Here is a 17855-nt window from a genome sequence, read left to right on the forward strand (position 1 = left end):
AGAGAGATGCTTTTCCGAAAAGGAGATGGGAATATTGGATGAGATTATGCAAAAAGATATACAGACTCTGAAAGAGCGAAGAACAAGAAGGAATAGTTCTCTGGGAAACCATTTCGCAAAAGCATCCCCGGCTTTGGTGCGGAACCCTTTCGGCAAAGCGTCTTTGTGCGCCTTTTTGAAAAACTTAAGTACAAAGCTAAAGAAAGCCAGTCTTACTGTAGAGGCGGCAATGGTACTGCCTCTGTTTTTCCTGACAATGGTAACTATGATTTCTTTTATGGATTTATACAAGCTTCAGACAGAGCATCTGAGCAAGCTGTGCCAGAATGCCAAGGATGCAGGAATGTACGCCTATGCAGTAAGCGGAGGAACAGAAGAGATTACGCTTCCGGATGTCTATTCCTATAAGCCTGTGGCAGGAATCATACCGCTCCCAGCCAAATGGAATTACAATTCCGTAAAAGTCCATGCGTGGACAGGAGCCAGCTGGGAGGAGACCAGTGATCCAAACGAAAGCCCGGAGAAAATGGTCTATGTGACAGCTTCCGGAACGGTATACCACAAGAGCCTGGACTGCAGTCATTTGAAGCTGTCGGTTTCCCGGATTTCAGGGTCAGAGGTTTCCTCTAAGAGAAATGATTCCGGAGAGAAATATTATGCCTGCGAAAGCTGCAGCAAAGGCCAGAAGCCGGGAAGCTATGTTTACATTACCAAATCCGGGAACCGTTTTCACAATGACAGAACCTGCAGCGGACTGAAAAGAACGGTGCGTCTGGTAAAAGAGTCAAAAGCAGCGAACCTGTCTGTCTGCAAAAGATGCGGATAAGGTACTGTGCTGCATGTTTGTGAAAGAAACGAAAAACATGGAGGGGATGAAAGTGGAACAGATTTTTGTGCTTGCGTTTCTGGGAATAAACAGCTGGAAGGATATCCGAAAAAGGGAGGTTTCTCTGCTTGCAACCGGAATATTTGCTGTGATTGGAATCATAAATGCGCTCTGGCACGGAACTATATTCTGGGAGTGGATTGGGGCCGTAGGATTTGGCACTGCACTGATCGCGCTGAGTGTAGTTTCAAAAGGAGCAGTGGGAATGGGAGACGGACTGGTTCTGGCAGCTCTTGGAACCGTGCTCACCTTTGGAGAACTGCTGGGTGTATTTATGATGGGGCTTTTGTGCTGCAGTGTGTGGGGAATCATTCTGCTCATATTGCCGCGCACTGGAAGAAAGACCGAGATTCCCTTTGTTCCGTTTCTTTTGCTTGGATATATAGGAGGACTGATTTATTGAAAAAGCAGTTGAGAAAGGGAAGCATGGCAATAGAAACGGCACTTTTAATGCCTGTGATCCTGCTGGTAATTATGACGGTGCTATATTTGTTTTTTTATGTACATAACAGGGCGTGGCTTACAGCTGCTGCATACGAGGCTGCTCTTTCAGGAAGTATGGAAGCAGCAGTTCCAGACGGAAACAGCCGGGAAGCGGCGCTGAAAAAAGGAAATGAGCTTGGGAATACAGGCTTTTTTGGGAGTGAAAATCTGAAGGTGCAGGCGGAGGAGGGCAAAAAGGTACAGGTCACGTATGATTTGGATACGTTTTCCGTTTATGGAGGATTTCGCAGTCATCTGAAGGTTCAGGAAGCTGTGAAAGTGATAGATCCTGTGTCCTGGATTCGCAAAGTGAAAAGTGCATCAGAAAGTATAAAGGGGGAATAAGCAAAAATGAAAGCGGAATATAAAAGAGACCTGAGTGGGAATTATCTGGTGCTGTACGAGGAAGAAGAGCCAGACACTTCCTCCTATCAGATGAGAATGCTGGTGGGAAATACCATTCCGTCCGTTTTAAAGTGCAGGGTGCAGGGCGTGGACGGACAGTTTATGGTCTGCTTCGACATTACTTCGAAACAGTCTGTACTTTCGTTATATGAGGAAAAGAAGATTGGATATGAGGACCTTCAGATGATCCTTGGCGGTTTTGTGCAGGTCATGGAGGAGATGGCGGAGTATTTGCTGAATCCGTCCAGGCTGTTGCTAAAGCCGGAATATATGTATGTGGATGTGGAGAAAAGACAGCTGTATTTCTGTTATTTGCCGGGTTACGACCAGGATGTGCGGCAGGAATTTCAGGAGCTGACAGAATATATTCTTCCGCTGCTTGATCATGAGGATTCCAGGGCTGTAATGCTGGGATACGGAATATACAGAAGAGCGCTGGAGGACAGCTTTCATCTGGAACACATTAAACAGGAATTATACCAGGAACGTTCTGAGACTGCCAAAACAGACTCGGCCATAAATGCAGCTTCCCGGCAAAAGACGGACAAAGAGGGAACAGACACGGGCTTTATGGATGTTGCTGCTGCGCACCCCGGTACTGACTTTTCAGCCAGACCAAACGGGAAGACGGAGCAAGAAGAAATAAATATAAATCCGGAAGAGGTTATGTGGCAGGAGGAACCTGCCAAAGAAAGCAGAAAGTCCGGAAAATCCCAGGAGAAAGGAATCTTTATCTGGTGTCTTTCGGTTGCGGCCGTGGCATTGCTGGTGATTATTGCGGAAACACTGGGATATCTGCCCAGAATTTCTGTGACAGCCGTGCTTGGATGTGTGATAGTGGCTATGGGCATTGGTATGCTGTATGTCTGGATTTTGTCGCTGTTGAAGAAAAAAGGTCAAAAAATATCCGAAAATCAGGAAACCCCAATGCCAAAGGAAAGCAGAAAGTGTGGAAAACAGTCCCTGAAGCATATGGAAATATCTGAAGATGAAACATATGGAACTGAAAGGACTGAGGAAAAAACTGGAAAGAAACAGGAAGAAATCTACACAGAAAACAGCAGCTGTACTTCCAAAAGCCAGAAAACCAATTTTGGAGAAACTGTAGTTTTGTCCGCGAACATTGTCACTGGCCCGGCAACTTTAGTCAGCCGGGAACCAGGGGAGCTTGCAACTATTTATCTGCAGGAAGAGCTGACTGTGATCGGAAAGATGGAAACGGCAGCAGATGCAGTCATAGACCTTCCCACAGTAAGCCGAATTCATGCAAAAATCCGAAAACGGGATGGAGAATATTATCTTACGGATCTGAATTCACGGAACGGAACCTCTGTAAACGGAAAAATGATAAAGAGTTCCGAAGAATACTGCCTTCAGGATCAGGACGAGGTAGACTTTGCCCAGGCAAGATATGTATTTCTGAAATAAATGAAGAAACCTTACATTTCCTGCATTTTGTCCAGGATAACCTGCCATAAAAATATTGAGGTATCAGAGAAATTGTGCTATACTTACGTTATTATCAGAAAGTAATAATGCAAGTTCTTATGCTATGATAAACTGAAAAATTTTCATCGGGGTGATTGCTTGGAGGAAATAAAAAAAGAACCTGTGACGGTTCTTTTTATACTTCTGAATATACTGATATTTGTGATTGTAGATTTTACAGGAGGCAGTGAGAATACTGTACATATGATCGCATGCGGAGCGGCATATCCGCCGCTGATTCTGGAAGAGGGCGAGACATACAGATTATTTACCTGCATGTTTCTTCACTTTGGAATCTATCACATTGCCAATAATATGCTGGTTCTGTTTGTACTTGGCCAGCGCCTGGAGCCGGTGTTGGGAAAAGTGAAATTTATCCTGGTTTACCTGCTGGGCGGTCTTGGCGGCAATATTTTCTCTCTCCTGATGGAGACCAAAAAGGCTGAATACGCAGTATCAGCCGGCGCATCCGGCGCAGTGTTTGCGGTGATGGGAGCAATGCTCTATGTAGTGATCCGAAGCCGCGGACGCATTCAGGACATTTCTGTACGTCAGATGATGATTATGGCAGGATTTTCCCTGTATTTTGGCTTTACAAGTACGGGCGTGGATAATGCAGCACATGTAGGCGGACTGGTCTGCGGATTTATACTGGCAGCTCTTCTATATCATCCGGGAAAAGTTTCCGGCAGAAGAATATGAAATTCACTTCCCTGGCCGGGAGTGCTTTCTACCTGAATGCTTCCGCCATGTGCCTGTATGATCTGCCTGGTGATTGCCAGACCAAGCCCGGTTCCATTTTCCTTAAAGGTTACAAACGGCTGGAAGATCTGGTCTAGCTGATTTCCTGCTATGCCGCATCCATTGTCCTTTATGGAAATGTGAATATAGCCTTCCTGCAAGACCACATGGAAGGATATTTTTCCACCAGGAAGTGAAACGGCTTCGGAAGCATTTCGCAGCAGATTCAGAAGGGCCTGCTTCAATTTTACCTGATCAATGAAAATGGCAGGCAGTGTATCCGGAATCTGAACATCCAGTGCAATTCCCAGATACTCACATGTGGGACGGATGCTGGAAATAAGCGAGGAAAGATACCTGTGGAAATCTGTTTTGCGGGGCATAAGCCTGTCAGCATTATTATACTCAGAAAGATTGTTTAAAAGTATTTTTGTGTATTCCAGATTATCCATAATATCATTCCAGTAACGGTAGGATGCAACCTCTGGATGTGTTTCCTCGATCATCTGAAGCTCACTGTTGATCAGGGAAATGGGATTGCGGATTTCATGAGAAAATCTGGAAAGAAGCAGACGGGATTCATCTGGTTCCTTTAATGTATTGTTCTGCATAAGATCACCTCATGGGAAGTGTAACATCAGTGTGAAAAAATGACAAACAAAATCGTACTGAAAAAATCGACAATACTCGACAACGAAAAACTATAAAATTTTTTAATAAAAAATGTGATTTTAGCTATTCACAAACGTATTATTTATATATCTTTTTTGGGAGGAAAAGACTATGGAAAATTGTATTTTTTGTAAAATCGCAAACGGAGAAATTCCAGCAGCAACCTTATACGAGGATGAAGATTTCAGAGTAATTCTGGATCTGGGCCCGGCAAGCAAGGGACATGCACTGATCCTGCCCAAGGCACATGCTGCCAACATCTATGAAATTTCAGATGAAATGGCTGCCAAGGCAATGGTTCTGGCAAAGAAAATGGCTACGAAGATGACAGATGCACTGGGCTGCGACGGCTTTAACATTGTTCAGAACAATGGTGAGCAGGCAGGACAGACTGTCTTTCATTTTCACATGCATCTGATTCCAAGATATAAGGGCGACAAGGTTGGAATTGCCTGGGAGCCAGGAACATTAACTGACGAAATGAAGAATGAGATTCTGGAAAAAATGAACTGCTGATCAGGACAAGGTACGAGAGATGAATAGTGAAGAATTCAGAGCTTTTTATAGGCGTTACTATGATGTCTCAGTTAAACTTGCAAGCAGAATTGTACAGAGTCATTTTACAGCGGAGGATGTTACACAGGAAGTATTTTTATATTTTTACAGAATCAAAGACAGACTTGATATGTCCAGCGAAAGAAAGCTGTATTCGCTGGTAGTCACGGAAACAACCAATAAAGGCAGAGATTATCTCAGAAAATCTTATGTGAAGCGGGAAGTAATGTTTGATAATGAAGTGTCTGAACTGCAATATAAAAGTGTGGAAAGCGCAGAAGCAGCATTGCTCGGTATGGAGAAGGCACAGTATATCACCATGGAATTTGAGAATCTCCATCAGAAGAATCCAGTGAATTATGAAATTTTTATGAGGGTGGTCATGCTTGACATTTCCACTGATGAAGTTGCACGGGAGTTTGGATATACAAGAAACAATGTTAACAACAGAGTCCTCAGAGCCAAGAAATGGCTTTTGGAAGAGCTTGCAAGACTGGACAAAGAATAATTTGACTGAAAAAGCATACCTCTGCAGGATCGCAGAGGTATGCAGTAACAATCAGGAACGGGTACATTCTTCAATTAACTCAACAATATGCTGAATGGAATTCAGATTTTTACCTGCGGACATAGCCGAAATATATTTGTCACGATCCAGATAGAGCCTGTGGATTGCTTCCATCAGAGTGGATTCCGTAATTTCCTCTTCTTCAAGAACCATGCTGTAGCCCTGGCGTTCGAAGGAACGGGCATTGAGAATCTGGTCACCGCGGCTTGCCTTTGCAGATAACGGAATCAGGAGATTTGGTTTTGAAAGTGCGGCAAGTTCACAGATTGCGTTAGCTCCTGCACGGGAGATCACTACATCTGCCAGTGCAAACATGTCAGGAAGCTGTTCCTGTACATATTCGTACTGCACATAACCTGTCATTTGGATACTTTCATCCATTTTTCCCTTACCACAAATATGAATAACCTGGAATTCTTTCAGAAGTTCAGGAAGAATTTTCCGTACATTTTCATTTACAGAAGCAGCACCGAGACTGCCGCCGATTACAAGCAGAACCGGCTTCTCGGAAGTGAAGCCGCAGTATGCGCGGGCGCGTTCCTTGTCTCCGTGAAGAAGCTCCTGGCGGATAGGCGTTCCGGTAAGGACTGCCTTATCTTTGGGAAGACTGTTTACTGTTTCCGGGAAGTTGCAGCAGATTTTTGAAGCTGAAGAAAGACACAGCTTGTTTGCAAGACCCGGGGTCATGTCGGATTCATGAATAATCGCTGGAATGTGACGCTTTCCGGCTGCGATTACTACTGGGACGGTAACGAATCCGCCCTTTGAGAAAACCACATCAGGTTTCAGTTTTTTCATAAGTTTTTTTGCCTGAAAATAACCTTTCAGAACACGGAATGGGTCTGAAAAGTTTTTCCAGTCAAAGTAGCGTCTTAATTTACCGGAAGCAATTCCGTAATAAGGAATTCCAAGCTCCTCGATCAGTTTCTTTTCGATACCATCGTAGGAGCCGATGTAAGAGATTTCATAACCTTTTTCCTTTAAAGCAGGAATCAGGGCAATATTCGGGGTGACATGTCCGGCAGTACCACCGCCGGTAAGGATAATATGTTTCATAGGATCCTCCTGAATAGCATTTTTTATTTAATAAATATGAACCCTTGCAGTGGAATTGTCAAGAAAAGAAAAAAATCTGGGAGAAAATAATGAGTAAAGAAATAAAGGATGAGGAAGTAGACAAGCTGTTGGAAGATGAGCTGTTCCGAGAGGCTAAGATGATAGAGAAAAGCCTTCTGGGAGACCATGCAGATGAGCCTTCAGTCTCTGATGAAGAAATTGATAAGGCTTATGAAAGGTTTATGCAGCGCGTAAAAAAAGAAGGCCTGCAAAAAGAAAACAGCCAGGATACACAGACAGCAGAAATTGTGAAATTTCCCGGATCCCGGGGAATGGATAAATGGGAAAGAGAATTAGAGGAGATTGGCAGAACTGTGGATGATTCCTGGGATGATCAGGATCCTGTTCAGGAAGAGAACAATTTTGTCAATGAGCTTTCGAATATGATACATCCCATTGAAATTGAGAAACCGAAGTCATGGTACAAGCTTGCAAAAGCGTCTGGCTTTATCCTTCTTGCAGCAATCGGTCTTCTTGCAGGAAGTATGGCGAGCCAGGCGGATAATGCGAAATTTGTCAGTACCATTGAGCATATTATAGATCATAACACTATGCCGTGAAGGCTGGCTGAAAAATAAATAAAGTTCTGGGTAAAAGGGGGAATCTGCATGAAGATCACTTTTATTGGAGCAACACATGAGGTTACCGGAAGCTGCTATTATCTGGAAGCAGCCGGAAAAAAGTTTCTGGTAGACTGCGGAATGGAACAGGGGCCTAATTACTACGAGAATAAGGATATTCCTGTGCCGCCGGGAGATTTGGATTTTGTTCTTCTGACGCATGCGCATATGGACCATTCCGGCAATCTTCCTGCAATTTACGCAAAAGGATTTAAGGGACCAATCTATGCCACTGAAGCAACCTGCAATCTTTGCGACATTATGCTCCGTGACAGTGCCCATATCCAGATGTTTGAGGCTGAATGGCGCAACCGTAAGGCGAAGCGCCAGGGGAAACCGGAGTTTGTTCCGGCTTATACCATGGAAGACGCCATGGGCGTGATCCGAAACTTTGTAGGCTGTCCTTATGACAAGGGAATCATTCTTGGAGAGGGACTGCGGGTAAAATTTATTGACGCAGGTCATCTTCTTGGTTCCAGCAGCATCGAAGTGAATATTCAGGAAGATGGAGTGGAAAAGACCATTGTATTTTCCGGAGACATTGGAAATAAAAATCAGCCTTTGATAAAAGATCCGGTTTATTTCAAAAAAGCGGATTATGTGGTGATGGAGTCCACATATGGGGACAGAAGCCACGGAGAGCGGCCTGATTATGTAAGGCTTCTTGCCGACATTATCCAGGAGACTTTTGACAGAGGCGGAAATGTTGTGATTCCGTCCTTCGCAGTGGGAAGAACCCAGGAAATGCTGTATTTCATCCGACAGATCAAAGCAGAGAACCTGGTTCACGGTCATGGAAACTTTAAGGTGTTTGTTGACAGTCCCCTTGCGAATGAGGCAACCAATATTTTTGGAATGCATAAGTATGACTGCTTCGATGAAGAAGCCATGGAACTGATCAATAAAGGAATCAATCCCATCAGCTTTCCGGGACTGAAAATTTCTGTTACCAGTGAAGATTCCAGGGCAATCAACTTTGATGAGGACTGCAAGGTAATTATATCCGCCAGCGGAATGTGTGATGCGGGCAGAATTAAGCATCATTTGAAACACAATCTGTGGAGGGAAGACAGCACCATTCTGTTTGTAGGATATCAGGCAGAGGGAACAGCAGGACGTGCACTGATCGAAGGGGCAACGGAGATCAAGCTGTTCGGTGAGCCGGTTCATGTGGCGGCGAAGATCTGCCGGATGCCTGGAATCAGCGGTCATGCTGATGTAAATGGTTTAATTGACTGGATCAAGGCATTCGAAGAAAAACCACAGAAAGTCTTTGTTACCCATGGAGAAGACAGTGTAACAGAAGTATTTTCCGCAAGACTGCGGGATGAAATGGGATACGATGCCTACGCACCGTTTAGCGGAACGGAATTTGACCTGGCCACAGGGGAATTTCTGTACGAGGCGCAGGGAATTCGCATCCAGAAGCCTTCCGCAGTTCAGAAGGCTTCTAAAGCTGCAAGGGCATACAATAAGCTTCTTGCCCTTGGACACCGTCTGTTGTCTGTTATCCGTAAGAACGAAGGATGCCCTAATAAAGACCTGGAGAAATTTTCCAGAGAAGTTCAATCCCTGTGCGACAAGTGGGACAGAACGGATATCTGATTTTTATTTGCCAATTGAGTCTGCCGATGCAGACAGCGAATCTATGAAATGTAAAAATGCCCCGGGGAAATCCCGGGGCAAAAAATACAAAACTTAAATTAAGAAAGTGCCTCTTTTAAAGCTGTTGCAAGCTGGTCTGGACATGAAGTTGGTCTGCGGCCGCACTGGATTCCCTCCAGACGTGCGATAACTTCCTTAGCCGGCATGCCTTCTACAAGCTTTGCTACACCCTGAGTGTTTCCAGAGCAGCCACCGATAAATTTCACATTGTGAACCTTCTGTTCATCATCAAGATCATACTGGATTGCCATAGAGCAAACACCTTTTGTCTTATATTCCATTGATTTTTCCTCCAATTGTTTTTTATAAAATAACAGGATCGGATCAGTTTCTGATCCAGCTATTATTATAGCAGAACATAATATAAGTTTCCATTCTAAATTTAAGTTGGATATAAGGGGAAGTTTTGTTATAATAAAGAAGAATCAAGAGGTAAAAGGCTGCTGGTTACTTTGTGACAGCGGCAATAAATGTTAAATTATATTTACAACAGGAGAATACAAAATGAAAAGCATAGGTATTATCGGGGCAATGGAAGAAGAAGTTGCCATTTTAAAAGAAAAAATGGAAGATGTGAGAATTATCAAGAAAGCTTCCATGGATTTTTATGAGGGAACTCTGGCTGGAAGAAAAGCCGTTGTAGTGCGTTCCGGAATTGGCAAGGTAAATGCTGGAATCTGCGCGCAGATTCTTGCTGACGTATTTTCAGTAGAAGCAATCATCAACACAGGAATCGCAGGAAGCCTGAATAAGGACATCAATATTGGGGACATTGTTCTCTCTACAGATGTTGTGCAGCACGACATGGATGCTACCGGATTCGGATATCGCAAAGGCCAGATTCCACAGATGCCGGTATTTTATTTTGCAGCAGATGAGAAGCTTCGCCAGTTAGCAGCAGAGGTATGCCGCGAGGTGAACCCGGATATCCAGGTATTTGAGGGCAGAATTGCATCCGGTGATCAGTTTGTCTGCGACCAGGGCGTGAAGGACGGTATTGTATCTGAGTTTGCCGCATACGCAACCGAGATGGAAGGCGCTGCCATTGGACAGGCTGCTTATCTCAATGAGATTCCATTCCTTGTGATCCGCGCTATTTCTGACAAGGCAGACGGAAGTGCGCAGATGGATTACAGTGAATTTGAGAAAAAAGCAATCGAGCACAGTGTGAAGCTGACTTTGAATATGCTTGCAAGACTTGCATAATTAACGCCTGCCGGGAATGCTGCATATACTGGAAGTGAAATGGAAAAGGAATCAGAATGCTGATATGATATATAAAGATTTTTATCCATTTTACGCGAGCTATGCCAATCCCATGCTTTACAGAGGGGAGAAAGAACAGGAAGAAGAGTTTTCCCTGATGAAATCTTATTATCCGGAGACTGCCAGAAGGATTCAGGAGAAAGTGGAAGAAGAATGTGATCTTCTGGATTACGAGGGCAGCAGGCTGTACGATGAACATCCGGACCGCTACATGCTGTATCATCTTGGCAGGAAGATCATGGATGATGTCAGCCCGCAGGCAGGTATGGAAGCTATGTCAGACGGTCTTCTGGAGGATCTTGTTCAGGTGCTTTTATTTCACGAAATATCACGCAGACGGTGCCGGAGACGCAGATGCCGGGGCTGGTATTAAAAGAAGGAAGCCCTGACCGAAGCAAAATATGATAACAGAATTTTACAATAGATATAGTGGAAGCTTTATAATATTAAAAAGATGAAAACAATAGACGAATATTTAGACGAACAGATCAATGAGCAGTTATGCCAGGCCGTATTAAGCGGAAGCAAAGGAGAAGGGCCTTCCAAAGCGAAGATACGTCCTGTAGAAATCAAAGGACAGGTGATTTACCAGGTTTCTGAGACTGTTGGAACGAAAGTACTTCACAGGAATTATCACCGTGAGGAACTGATACAGTATCTGAAAGAGGGACTGCAGCATCACTTTTCACAGCTTCAGTCCAGTGGGATGACGCTGGACGGTACTGTTCTGGTGAGCAAGAAGGGAAAAGTAACCATTAAGACCAGACGTCATCCCGGTAATGCACAGAACCAGAGTACTTCTGGGAAAGACAAGCCTGCCCAGACTGGTGAAAAGAAACAGATACTGGCACACAACCGTGTGAAGCAGTATATTCTCAAAGAAAATACTCCAGTTCCATTCCTTGTGGACCTTGGAGTTATGAATAAAGAGGGACGGATCATCACGCAGAAATATGATAAATTCCGGCAGATCAACCGCTTTCTGGAATTTATCCAGGACATTCTTCCAAAGCTGGATCAGCAGAAGGAAGTTACGATATTGGATTTTGGCTGCGGAAAGTCCTACCTTACTTTTGCCATGTATTATTATTTAAGAGAACTTAAAGGCTATGATGTAAATATTATCGGCTTGGATCTGAAAACAGATGTCATTGAGAAATGTAATGGGCTGGCTGTTAAATACGGCTATGAGAAGCTGCATTTTTATCAGGGAGATATTGCAGATTATGAGGGTGTATCTTCTGTAGATATGGTAGTGACTCTTCATGCCTGCGATACTGCCACGGATTACGCACTTGCCAAAGCTGTAGAGTGGGGCGCCAAAGTAATCCTTTCTGTTCCATGCTGTCAGCATGAGGTGAACCGCCAGATTAAGAATGACACGCTGGAACCGATTCTGAAGTATGGGATTCTCAAGGAAAGAATGTCTGCTTTACTCACAGATGGAATTCGTGCCAATCTGCTGGAAAGTATGGGGTATGAGACTCAGATCCTGGAGTTTATCGACATGGAGCATACGCCTAAGAATCTTCTGATCCGTGCAGTAAAAACTGGTAATAAAAGAAAAATGGATGATGCAGCAGAGCTTATGAATGCTTTGCATATCAGGCCGACACTGGAAAAACTTCTGTACCCGGAGGGGGAGGTACATTCAGAAAATTAAGGGGAGAAAAAATGATAAAATTTTTACGCAGAGCAGTGATTCTCCTGTTTATTTTTGTTCTTGGCGTGGCAGGAAGCTCACTTCTGCTGAACAGCGAGACCACGGATGACCGCTCTGATATGAATGATCCGGTTTTCCCGGAAGTAATGGTTAATTTTGACGGAAACTATGGAAACAGGATGTACGGTTATGCGCAGCCCATGCAGTCGGATTTTACCAGAGACAGTGTAACCCCGCTGGATACTTCGAAGGAATTGTCCCTGGTGGTGAATCCCTATGATACGAAGGTTACAAGTCTTTCCTATGAGATCCGTACTTCCGACGGCAGCAAGGTACTGGAAAACCGCAAGGTCAAAAGTCTGGACAAGCTGGACAGCTATCTGGCCACGACTATAAAGATCAGCAGTGACCTTCTGATGAACCAGGAGTATTCCCTGCAGATCTCGCTGGAAACAAATAAAGGAACGGCTTACTACTATACCCGCGTTGTTTCCAGATCCAATGTGAATGCATCCCAGTATATTAAGTTTGTCACAAGCTTTTATGAGAAATGCATGGATAAAGCGGCGGCAGAGGATCTGACCAGTTATCTGGAACCGGACAATTCCAGAACTACAGTCAATTATACAGATGTGGACATCAATTCCACATTTGCCCAGATCAGCTGGGGAAATTTAAGCCCGCAGATATACAGAAGCGGAATCCCGGTTGTGAAGGATATCAATGAGACAACTGCCAGTGTTTCCCTGGAATATCAGATTGCCGCCCTGGATGATAATGGAAATCAGGAAATTTATGATGTAACAGAGTTTTACAGAATGCGCTACACAGAAACCAGAATTATGCTTCTGGATTTCAAGCGAAGTGCATCCCAGGTATTCAACGAGAATTCCATTCATATTTCGGACAAGGGACTTCTCCTTGGGGTAAGAGATAAGAATGTGGAATATATGATGAATGAAACTGCCGGAGTTCTGGCATTTGTTCAGGAGGGTGATTTGTGGTCCTATTCTCCGACAGATGGTAAGTTTTCCAGAATTTTCAGCTTCCGTAAGGAGAATGATGGAGATTTCAGAGATGCAAGATACAAGCACGATATTAAGATCATTCGTGTGGAAGACAACGGAGATGTGGATTTTGTGCTGTATGGATATATGAACCGGGGTGTCCGGGAAGGATACTGCGGTGTCTGTGTATACCACTACAGCAATGACCAGAATGTGGTGGAAGAGAAAGTCTTCATTCCATCAACAGAATCTTATGAGTTCCTTAAGGAAGACCTTGGAACATTGTCTTACGTAAGCACAGATAATTTTCTGTTTCTTTTGTTTGCACAGAAGCTGTACAGAGTCAATATTTCAGAGGAAACCAGCGAGGTGCTGGATGAGGGAATTCATACAGATGAGTTCGCGGTTTCAGAGACAAATGCTCATGCAGCCTGGGTGATCCAGAAGGGAGAGAGTGCCGGAAACATAAAGGAAATTGATTTTGAAACCCTGGAAACCAGAACCCTTGCGCCGTCAGACGGACAGTCACTTGTGCTTTCCGGATTCATGAATGAGGATATGGTTTATGGAATTGTGGTGGATGGCGATATTGTGACAGACAGCAATGGCCATGAAACCACAGGAATTCATACAATCCGCATAGAAGCATTTGACGGAACCCTAAAAAAGGAATATCATCAGGAAGGACTTTATATAACCAATGTGACAATGGGAAGCACCATAATGGAGTTTCAGCTTTCCCAGAAGACAGGCAGCGGCTATCAGGCAGTAGATAAAGATAATATCCTGAACAATACAAAGGCATCTGCCAACACAGTATCTGTAGAACTGGTAAGCAGCACCAGAGCAGGAACACAGATCAGACTGTCCCTGGATGAAGCACCGGAAATCCAGGAACCATTAGTAATCTATTCAAAGATGAAGAGTGTGAAGGATGAATATATTGCCCTGGACACTCAGATGCCGGATGACAACGTATATTATGTATATGCGAAAGGCGGTCTGGACAGCACATACACAGATCCTGCCCAGGCAGTTTTAAGGGCAGATGAACAGACTGGAGTAGTACTGAACCGCGCCCAGCAGTATGTATGGGAGCGCGGAAACAAGAAGACAAAGCTGACGCTGAATCTTGATGACATACCGGAAGCAATGAAGAGCGCATCCCTGGATGTGGCTGTTTTACAGGAAAGCCTTGGAGATGGGGGAACTGTAATTGATCTTTCCGGATGTACCCTGGACAGCGTACTCTATGAGATCAGTGCCCAAAGACCTGTCATTGCCAAAACCGGTGATAATACCAGTGTGGTGATCGTCGGATATGATGAATACAACACCTATCTTTACGATCCTGTGAAGGGAGAGACATATCCTTATGGTATGAATGACAGCACTGCATTATTTGAGGCAGCAGGCAATATTTTTATCAGTTATATAGAAAATCCGGATTTCTGATGAGCTGGAGCAATGAAGCAGCTGGGGCAAATTCATTTTGCCCCCTGACATAAAAAATAAAGCAACAGGAAAGGACAGAAAAATGTTAAGCGAAAACATCAAAAAACTGGTACAGTACGGAATTGAGACAGGACTGACTCCTGCCTGCGAGAAAAATTACACAACAAATCTTCTGCTTGATGTTTTTAAGGAAGACGAGTACACAGAACCGGAAGAGGAATACTCCAATATTAATCTGGAAGAGGTTCTGAAGGAACTTCTTGACGAAGCTGTAGAACGCGGCCTGATTCAGGACAGCGTAGTTTACAGAGACTTGTTTGATACTAGGCTGATGAACTGTCTTATGCCTCGTCCTGCTCAGGTTCAGAACACTTTCTGGGAAAAATATAAGGAATCCCCGGAAGAAGCGACTGATTATTTCTATAAATTAAGCCAGGACAGTGACTACATCCGCCGCTATCGTGTAAAGAAGGATCAGAAGTGGACCGTAGATTCTCCTTATGGAACCATGGATATCACCATCAACCTTTCTAAGCCGGAGAAGGATCCAAAAGCCATTGCAGCAGCCAAGCTGATTAAATCCAGCAGCTATCCGAAATGCCTTCTTTGCCCGGAGAATGAGGGATATGCAGGACGCGCCAACCATCCGGCAAGAGAGAATCACAGAATCATTCCGCTCACCATCAATGACAGCTCGTGGGGAATGCAGTATTCTCCATATGTATATTACAATGAGCACTGTATTGTATTTAACTGCAGGCATACTCCGATGAAGATTGAGAGAAACACATTTATCAAGCTATTTGATTTCGTGAAGCTGTTTCCTCATTACTTCCTTGGCTCCAATGCGGATCTTCCGATTGTTGGAGGCTCCATTTTAAGCCACGATCATTTCCAGGGCGGACATTATACCTTTGCTATGGCAAAAGCAGAAATCGAGAAGCCGGTAACGATTCCGGGCTATGAGGATGTGGAAGCTGGAATTGTAAAATGGCCGCTTTCCGTTCTTCGTATCCGCCACAAGGATGAGAAGAGACTGGTGGATCTTGCCACTCATGTGCTGGAGGTATGGAGAGGCTACACCGATGAGGCTGCATTTATTTATGCAGAAACAGACGGAGAACCGCACAACACCATCACTCCGATCGCACGTAAAAGAGGTGACATGTTCGAGCTGGATCTTACATTAAGAAACAACATCACTACAGAGGAGAATCCGCTGGGCGTATATCATCCTCATGCAGAGTATCATCATATTAAGAAGGAGAACATCGGTCTGATCGAGGTTATGGGACTTGCGGTTCTTCCTGCAAGACTGAAAGAGGAACTGGAGCTGCTTGCAGAGTACATTCTGGAAGGTAAGGATATTTCCTCCAATGAGAAGATTGAGAAGCATGCGGACTGGGTAAAAGGCTTCCTTCCAAAATACGATCATCTGAACAAAGATAACATTGAAGAAATTCTGCACAAAGAAGTGGGAAATGTATTTGTACATGTCCTGGAAGATGCAGGTGTATACAAATGCACGGAAGAGGGCAGAGAAGCCTTCATGAGATTTGTTCAGGCACTGTAAATCTTGATGGGAAACAGCTCTTTTGCAACATATAAGTAACAAAAATGTAACAAAACTACAAAACATGTTGGATTTTGGTTGAAAGAAAAAGGAATTTCCGTTATACTAAAGCCAACAGGAAATAGAAAAGCAACGATTCACTTTGTGTACATTGTGACGGAAACAGATTTATGGAGCAGAGGAGTGTCTATGAGAGATAAGCATAAAAGAAAGCAAAGGATTTTCTGGGTTCTGCTGCTGGCAGCGCTGGTATGGTACGGAAGCCTGACAGGAAGCGGCAGATCCGGTGGAGGTACCTATAATGTACAGGCTGCAACCACCAATGTAGTAGCCAGATTCTGGAATACAAACGGCAGGCCTGTTTACAATCAGCTTCGGATCAAGACCACAGCGGGAAAGAGAATTAAGTTGCCGTCCGTTCCATCTGTCAAGGGGTATCAGAATCTTGGATGGTCTACCAGAAAGAATGCGACGAAGATCACCTACAAAGCTGGTCAGACGATCACTTTGAAGAAGAATTTAAGTCTGTATGCAGTCCGCAAAAAAGTAGGAACTTATACAGTTGCATTTTATAACAGCAATGGTTCCTCCAGTACAGCTTTTGCCAAGCTGAAGACGACGGTTACCAAGAATGATTACCTGACACTGCCGTCCGTTCCGGCTAAGAGCGGATATGAGGTTCTGGGATGGAGCACCAGCAAGAATGCTTCCCGTGCAAATTATGCAGTCGGCAAGAAGATACGGATCAAGAAATCGCAGAGGCTTTATGCTGTTTATAAAAAGAATGCTACAGTAACGCTTTGCAAGAACAATGGAGCCGTTTATAAGACCATAAGCGTCAGATCCGGAACTTCTTATAAGCTTCCTTCCGTAAGCAACGCTTCCGGATATACATTTATGGGCTGGGATTATCAGCCTGGCAAGTGTGTTGCCCCGCGTTATGAAGCGGGAGAATCCATTACTGTAAATGGAAACGTGAAATTATACGCAGTAGTATTTAACCGGTCAGCAGAAGAAGAGCTAAGTTCTTCTGATCTGCTTGCAAGCAGCGGATGGAGAATGGGAAACGGAAGCACCAGCAGAGGATATAATCATATCATATTCGTGGGTGATTCCAGAACCGTGCGCATGCAGCTGACCCTGCAGAGACAGTTCGGCACAGATTCCAATGTTCTGCAGGATATCGATTTCGTGTGCCAGGAAGGGCAGGGACTTAGCTGGCTGAAAGAGACTGGAATGAACAGTATTCTTTCTAAGGCACAGGCCTACTATTCCGTACAGAGACCGACAGCAGTCATCTTCAATCTGGGTGTAAACGATCCGGGGCAGATGTATAATTATGTAACGTATCTTAAGCAGATTGCCGGAGAGCTGCAGAAAAAGAACTGCAAGCTGTTCTTCATGTCAGTGAATCCGGTTAACAGCAAGGTAATCCAGGTACGTGGCTTTAACAAGCTGAGAACAGAGGAGGTTGTGCGTAAGTTCAACACAGTTGTGAGTGCGGGACTGAATGGAACCTATACCTACATTGATACCTATTCCTACCTGCTTAACACAGGATTTGGCACCAATCGCGGTGCTGGCGGCGTGGATGTTACCGTAGATGATGGTCTCCACTACACCACCAAGACCTATAAGCGGATATTCAAGTATTGTCTTGACTATCTAAGCGAGCACTAACAAGAGAATACG

At 44.3% G+C, this 17855-nt stretch carries 18 protein-coding genes; 15 read left to right on the forward strand and 3 right to left on the reverse strand.

From position 1 onward, the window contains the following. Nucleotides 1–25: 25 nt before the first annotated feature. The 5 genes from OCV70_RS08750 (at nt 26) to OCV70_RS08770 (ending at nt 3964) form a co-directional block, all read left to right on the forward strand. The gene (locus OCV70_RS08750; RefSeq protein WP_117854582.1) at nt 26–826 is read left to right on the forward strand and encodes a hypothetical protein; all 801 of its coding nucleotides are present in this window, start codon (nt 26–28) and stop codon (nt 824–826) included. 52 nt (nt 827–878) lie between these two features. Next, entirely contained in the window at nt 879–1289 is a 411-nt protein-coding gene (locus tag OCV70_RS08755; RefSeq protein WP_173766523.1) for a prepilin peptidase, read from the forward strand. Next, on the forward strand, nt 1286–1714 hold the full coding sequence (locus tag OCV70_RS08760; RefSeq protein ID WP_021925956.1) for a TadE/TadG family type IV pilus assembly protein: 429 nt from the start codon (nt 1286–1288) through the stop codon (nt 1712–1714). Before OCV70_RS08755 ends, OCV70_RS08760 begins: the two co-directional genes overlap by 4 nt. A gap of 6 nt (nt 1715–1720) precedes the next feature. After that, entirely contained in the window at nt 1721–3202 is a 1482-nt protein-coding gene (locus tag OCV70_RS08765; RefSeq protein ID WP_117854580.1) for a DUF6382 domain-containing protein, read from the forward strand. Nucleotides 3203–3361: 159 nt separating this feature from the next. Continuing rightward, nucleotides 3362–3964: a rhomboid family intramembrane serine protease gene (locus tag OCV70_RS08770; protein ID WP_021925959.1), complete on the forward strand. Its 603-nt coding sequence runs from the start codon at nt 3362–3364 to the stop codon at nt 3962–3964. Here OCV70_RS08770 and OCV70_RS08775 read toward each other — a convergent pair. Then, nucleotides 3931–4614 (reverse strand): sensor histidine kinase, encoded by a 684-nt coding sequence (locus OCV70_RS08775; protein WP_021925960.1) that lies wholly within the window; start codon nt 4612–4614, stop codon nt 3931–3933. The two genes, OCV70_RS08770 and OCV70_RS08775, sit on opposite strands and share 34 nt — an antisense overlap. 172 nt (nt 4615–4786) lie before the next feature. On the opposite strand from OCV70_RS08775, the gene OCV70_RS08780 reads away from it, so the two are divergent. Together OCV70_RS08780 and OCV70_RS08785 are read left to right on the forward strand one after the other, a co-directional pair. Further along, entirely contained in the window at nt 4787–5191 is a 405-nt protein-coding gene (locus OCV70_RS08780) for an HIT family protein (RefSeq protein WP_021925961.1), read from the forward strand. A gap of 19 nt (nt 5192–5210) precedes the next feature. Further along, a complete protein-coding gene (locus OCV70_RS08785) occupies nt 5211–5738 on the forward strand; it encodes an RNA polymerase sigma factor (RefSeq protein WP_262579630.1) in 528 nt (175 codons plus the stop codon). Between the two features lie 51 nt (nt 5739–5789). Here the strand turns inward: OCV70_RS08785 and OCV70_RS08790 are convergent, their stop codons facing one another. Continuing rightward, nucleotides 5790–6854 carry an undecaprenyldiphospho-muramoylpentapeptide beta-N-acetylglucosaminyltransferase gene (locus OCV70_RS08790; protein WP_021925963.1) on the reverse strand — a complete coding sequence of 355 codons (1065 nt, stop codon included), beginning with the start codon at nt 6852–6854 and terminating at the stop codon, nt 5790–5792. Nucleotides 6855–6943: 89 nt separating this feature from the next. Between OCV70_RS08790 and OCV70_RS08795 the strand changes: the two genes are divergently transcribed. Continuing rightward, on the forward strand, nt 6944–7474 hold the full coding sequence (locus OCV70_RS08795; protein WP_021925964.1) for a hypothetical protein: 531 nt from the start codon (nt 6944–6946) through the stop codon (nt 7472–7474). Nucleotides 7475–7522: 48 nt separating this feature from the next. Further along, on the forward strand, nt 7523–9139 hold the full coding sequence (locus OCV70_RS08800; protein WP_021925965.1) for an MBL fold metallo-hydrolase RNA specificity domain-containing protein: 1617 nt from the start codon (nt 7523–7525) through the stop codon (nt 9137–9139). A 98-nt stretch (nt 9140–9237) separates the two neighbouring features. Here OCV70_RS08800 and OCV70_RS08805 read toward each other — a convergent pair whose 3' ends face one another. Continuing rightward, nucleotides 9238–9495, reverse strand: a complete 258-nt coding sequence (locus tag OCV70_RS08805; RefSeq protein WP_470255898.1) for a TIGR03905 family TSCPD domain-containing protein — start codon at nt 9493–9495, stop codon at nt 9238–9240. Between the two features lie 208 nt (nt 9496–9703). Between OCV70_RS08805 and OCV70_RS08810 the strand changes: the two genes are divergently transcribed. The 6 genes from OCV70_RS08810 to OCV70_RS08835 all read left to right on the forward strand — a co-directional run bounded on the left by OCV70_RS08810 (nt 9704) and on the right by OCV70_RS08835 (nt 17843). Then, a complete protein-coding gene (locus OCV70_RS08810) occupies nt 9704–10405 on the forward strand; it encodes a 5'-methylthioadenosine/adenosylhomocysteine nucleosidase (RefSeq protein ID WP_021925967.1) in 702 nt (233 codons plus the stop codon). Between the two features lie 64 nt (nt 10406–10469). Further along, on the forward strand, nt 10470–10838 hold the full coding sequence (locus OCV70_RS08815) for a hypothetical protein (protein ID WP_021925968.1): 369 nt from the start codon (nt 10470–10472) through the stop codon (nt 10836–10838). Between the two features lie 81 nt (nt 10839–10919). Then, nucleotides 10920–12128 (forward strand): class I SAM-dependent methyltransferase, encoded by a 1209-nt coding sequence (locus OCV70_RS08820; protein WP_021925969.1) that lies wholly within the window; start codon nt 10920–10922, stop codon nt 12126–12128. Between the two features lie 11 nt (nt 12129–12139). After that, nucleotides 12140–14590: a hypothetical protein gene (locus tag OCV70_RS08825; protein ID WP_021925970.1), complete on the forward strand. Its 2451-nt coding sequence runs from the start codon at nt 12140–12142 to the stop codon at nt 14588–14590. An 82-nt stretch (nt 14591–14672) separates the two neighbouring features. Further along, nucleotides 14673–16163 carry a UDP-glucose--hexose-1-phosphate uridylyltransferase gene (gene galT / locus OCV70_RS08830; RefSeq protein WP_021925971.1) on the forward strand — a complete coding sequence of 497 codons (1491 nt, stop codon included), beginning with the start codon at nt 14673–14675 and terminating at the stop codon, nt 16161–16163. Nucleotides 16164–16352: 189 nt separating this feature from the next. Further along, on the forward strand, nt 16353–17843 hold the full coding sequence (locus OCV70_RS08835) for an InlB B-repeat-containing protein (protein ID WP_021925972.1): 1491 nt from the start codon (nt 16353–16355) through the stop codon (nt 17841–17843). The last annotated feature ends 12 nt before the right edge of the window (nt 17844–17855 follow it).

Source organism: Blautia acetigignens, from assembly GCF_025566865.1.
Lineage (GTDB): Bacteria > Bacillota > Clostridia > Lachnospirales > Lachnospiraceae > Blautia_A > Blautia_A acetigignens.

Coding starts and splice junctions, on each gene's coding strand:
- OCV70_RS08785 (WP_262579630.1), top strand. CDS start 5,211: ATGAATAGTGAAGAATTCAGAGCTTTTTATAGGCGTTACTATGATGTC.
- OCV70_RS08750 (WP_117854582.1), top strand. CDS start 26: ATGGGAATATTGGATGAGATTATGCAAAAAGATATACAGACTCTGAAA.
- OCV70_RS08765 (WP_117854580.1), top strand. CDS start 1,721: ATGAAAGCGGAATATAAAAGAGACCTGAGTGGGAATTATCTGGTGCTG.
- OCV70_RS08795 (WP_021925964.1), top strand. CDS start 6,944: ATGAGTAAAGAAATAAAGGATGAGGAAGTAGACAAGCTGTTGGAAGAT.
- OCV70_RS08815 (WP_021925968.1), top strand. CDS start 10,470: ATGATATATAAAGATTTTTATCCATTTTACGCGAGCTATGCCAATCCC.
- OCV70_RS08825 (WP_021925970.1), top strand. CDS start 12,140: ATGATAAAATTTTTACGCAGAGCAGTGATTCTCCTGTTTATTTTTGTT.
- OCV70_RS08820 (WP_021925969.1), top strand. CDS start 10,920: ATGAAAACAATAGACGAATATTTAGACGAACAGATCAATGAGCAGTTA.
- OCV70_RS08800 (WP_021925965.1), top strand. CDS start 7,523: ATGAAGATCACTTTTATTGGAGCAACACATGAGGTTACCGGAAGCTGC.
- OCV70_RS08790 (WP_021925963.1), bottom strand. CDS start 6,854: ATGAAACATATTATCCTTACCGGCGGTGGTACTGCCGGACATGTCACC.
- OCV70_RS08780 (WP_021925961.1), top strand. CDS start 4,787: ATGGAAAATTGTATTTTTTGTAAAATCGCAAACGGAGAAATTCCAGCA.
- OCV70_RS08810 (WP_021925967.1), top strand. CDS start 9,704: ATGAAAAGCATAGGTATTATCGGGGCAATGGAAGAAGAAGTTGCCATT.
- OCV70_RS08775 (WP_021925960.1), bottom strand. CDS start 4,614: ATGCAGAACAATACATTAAAGGAACCAGATGAATCCCGTCTGCTTCTT.
- OCV70_RS08835 (WP_021925972.1), top strand. CDS start 16,353: ATGAGAGATAAGCATAAAAGAAAGCAAAGGATTTTCTGGGTTCTGCTG.
- galT (WP_021925971.1), top strand. CDS start 14,673: ATGTTAAGCGAAAACATCAAAAAACTGGTACAGTACGGAATTGAGACA.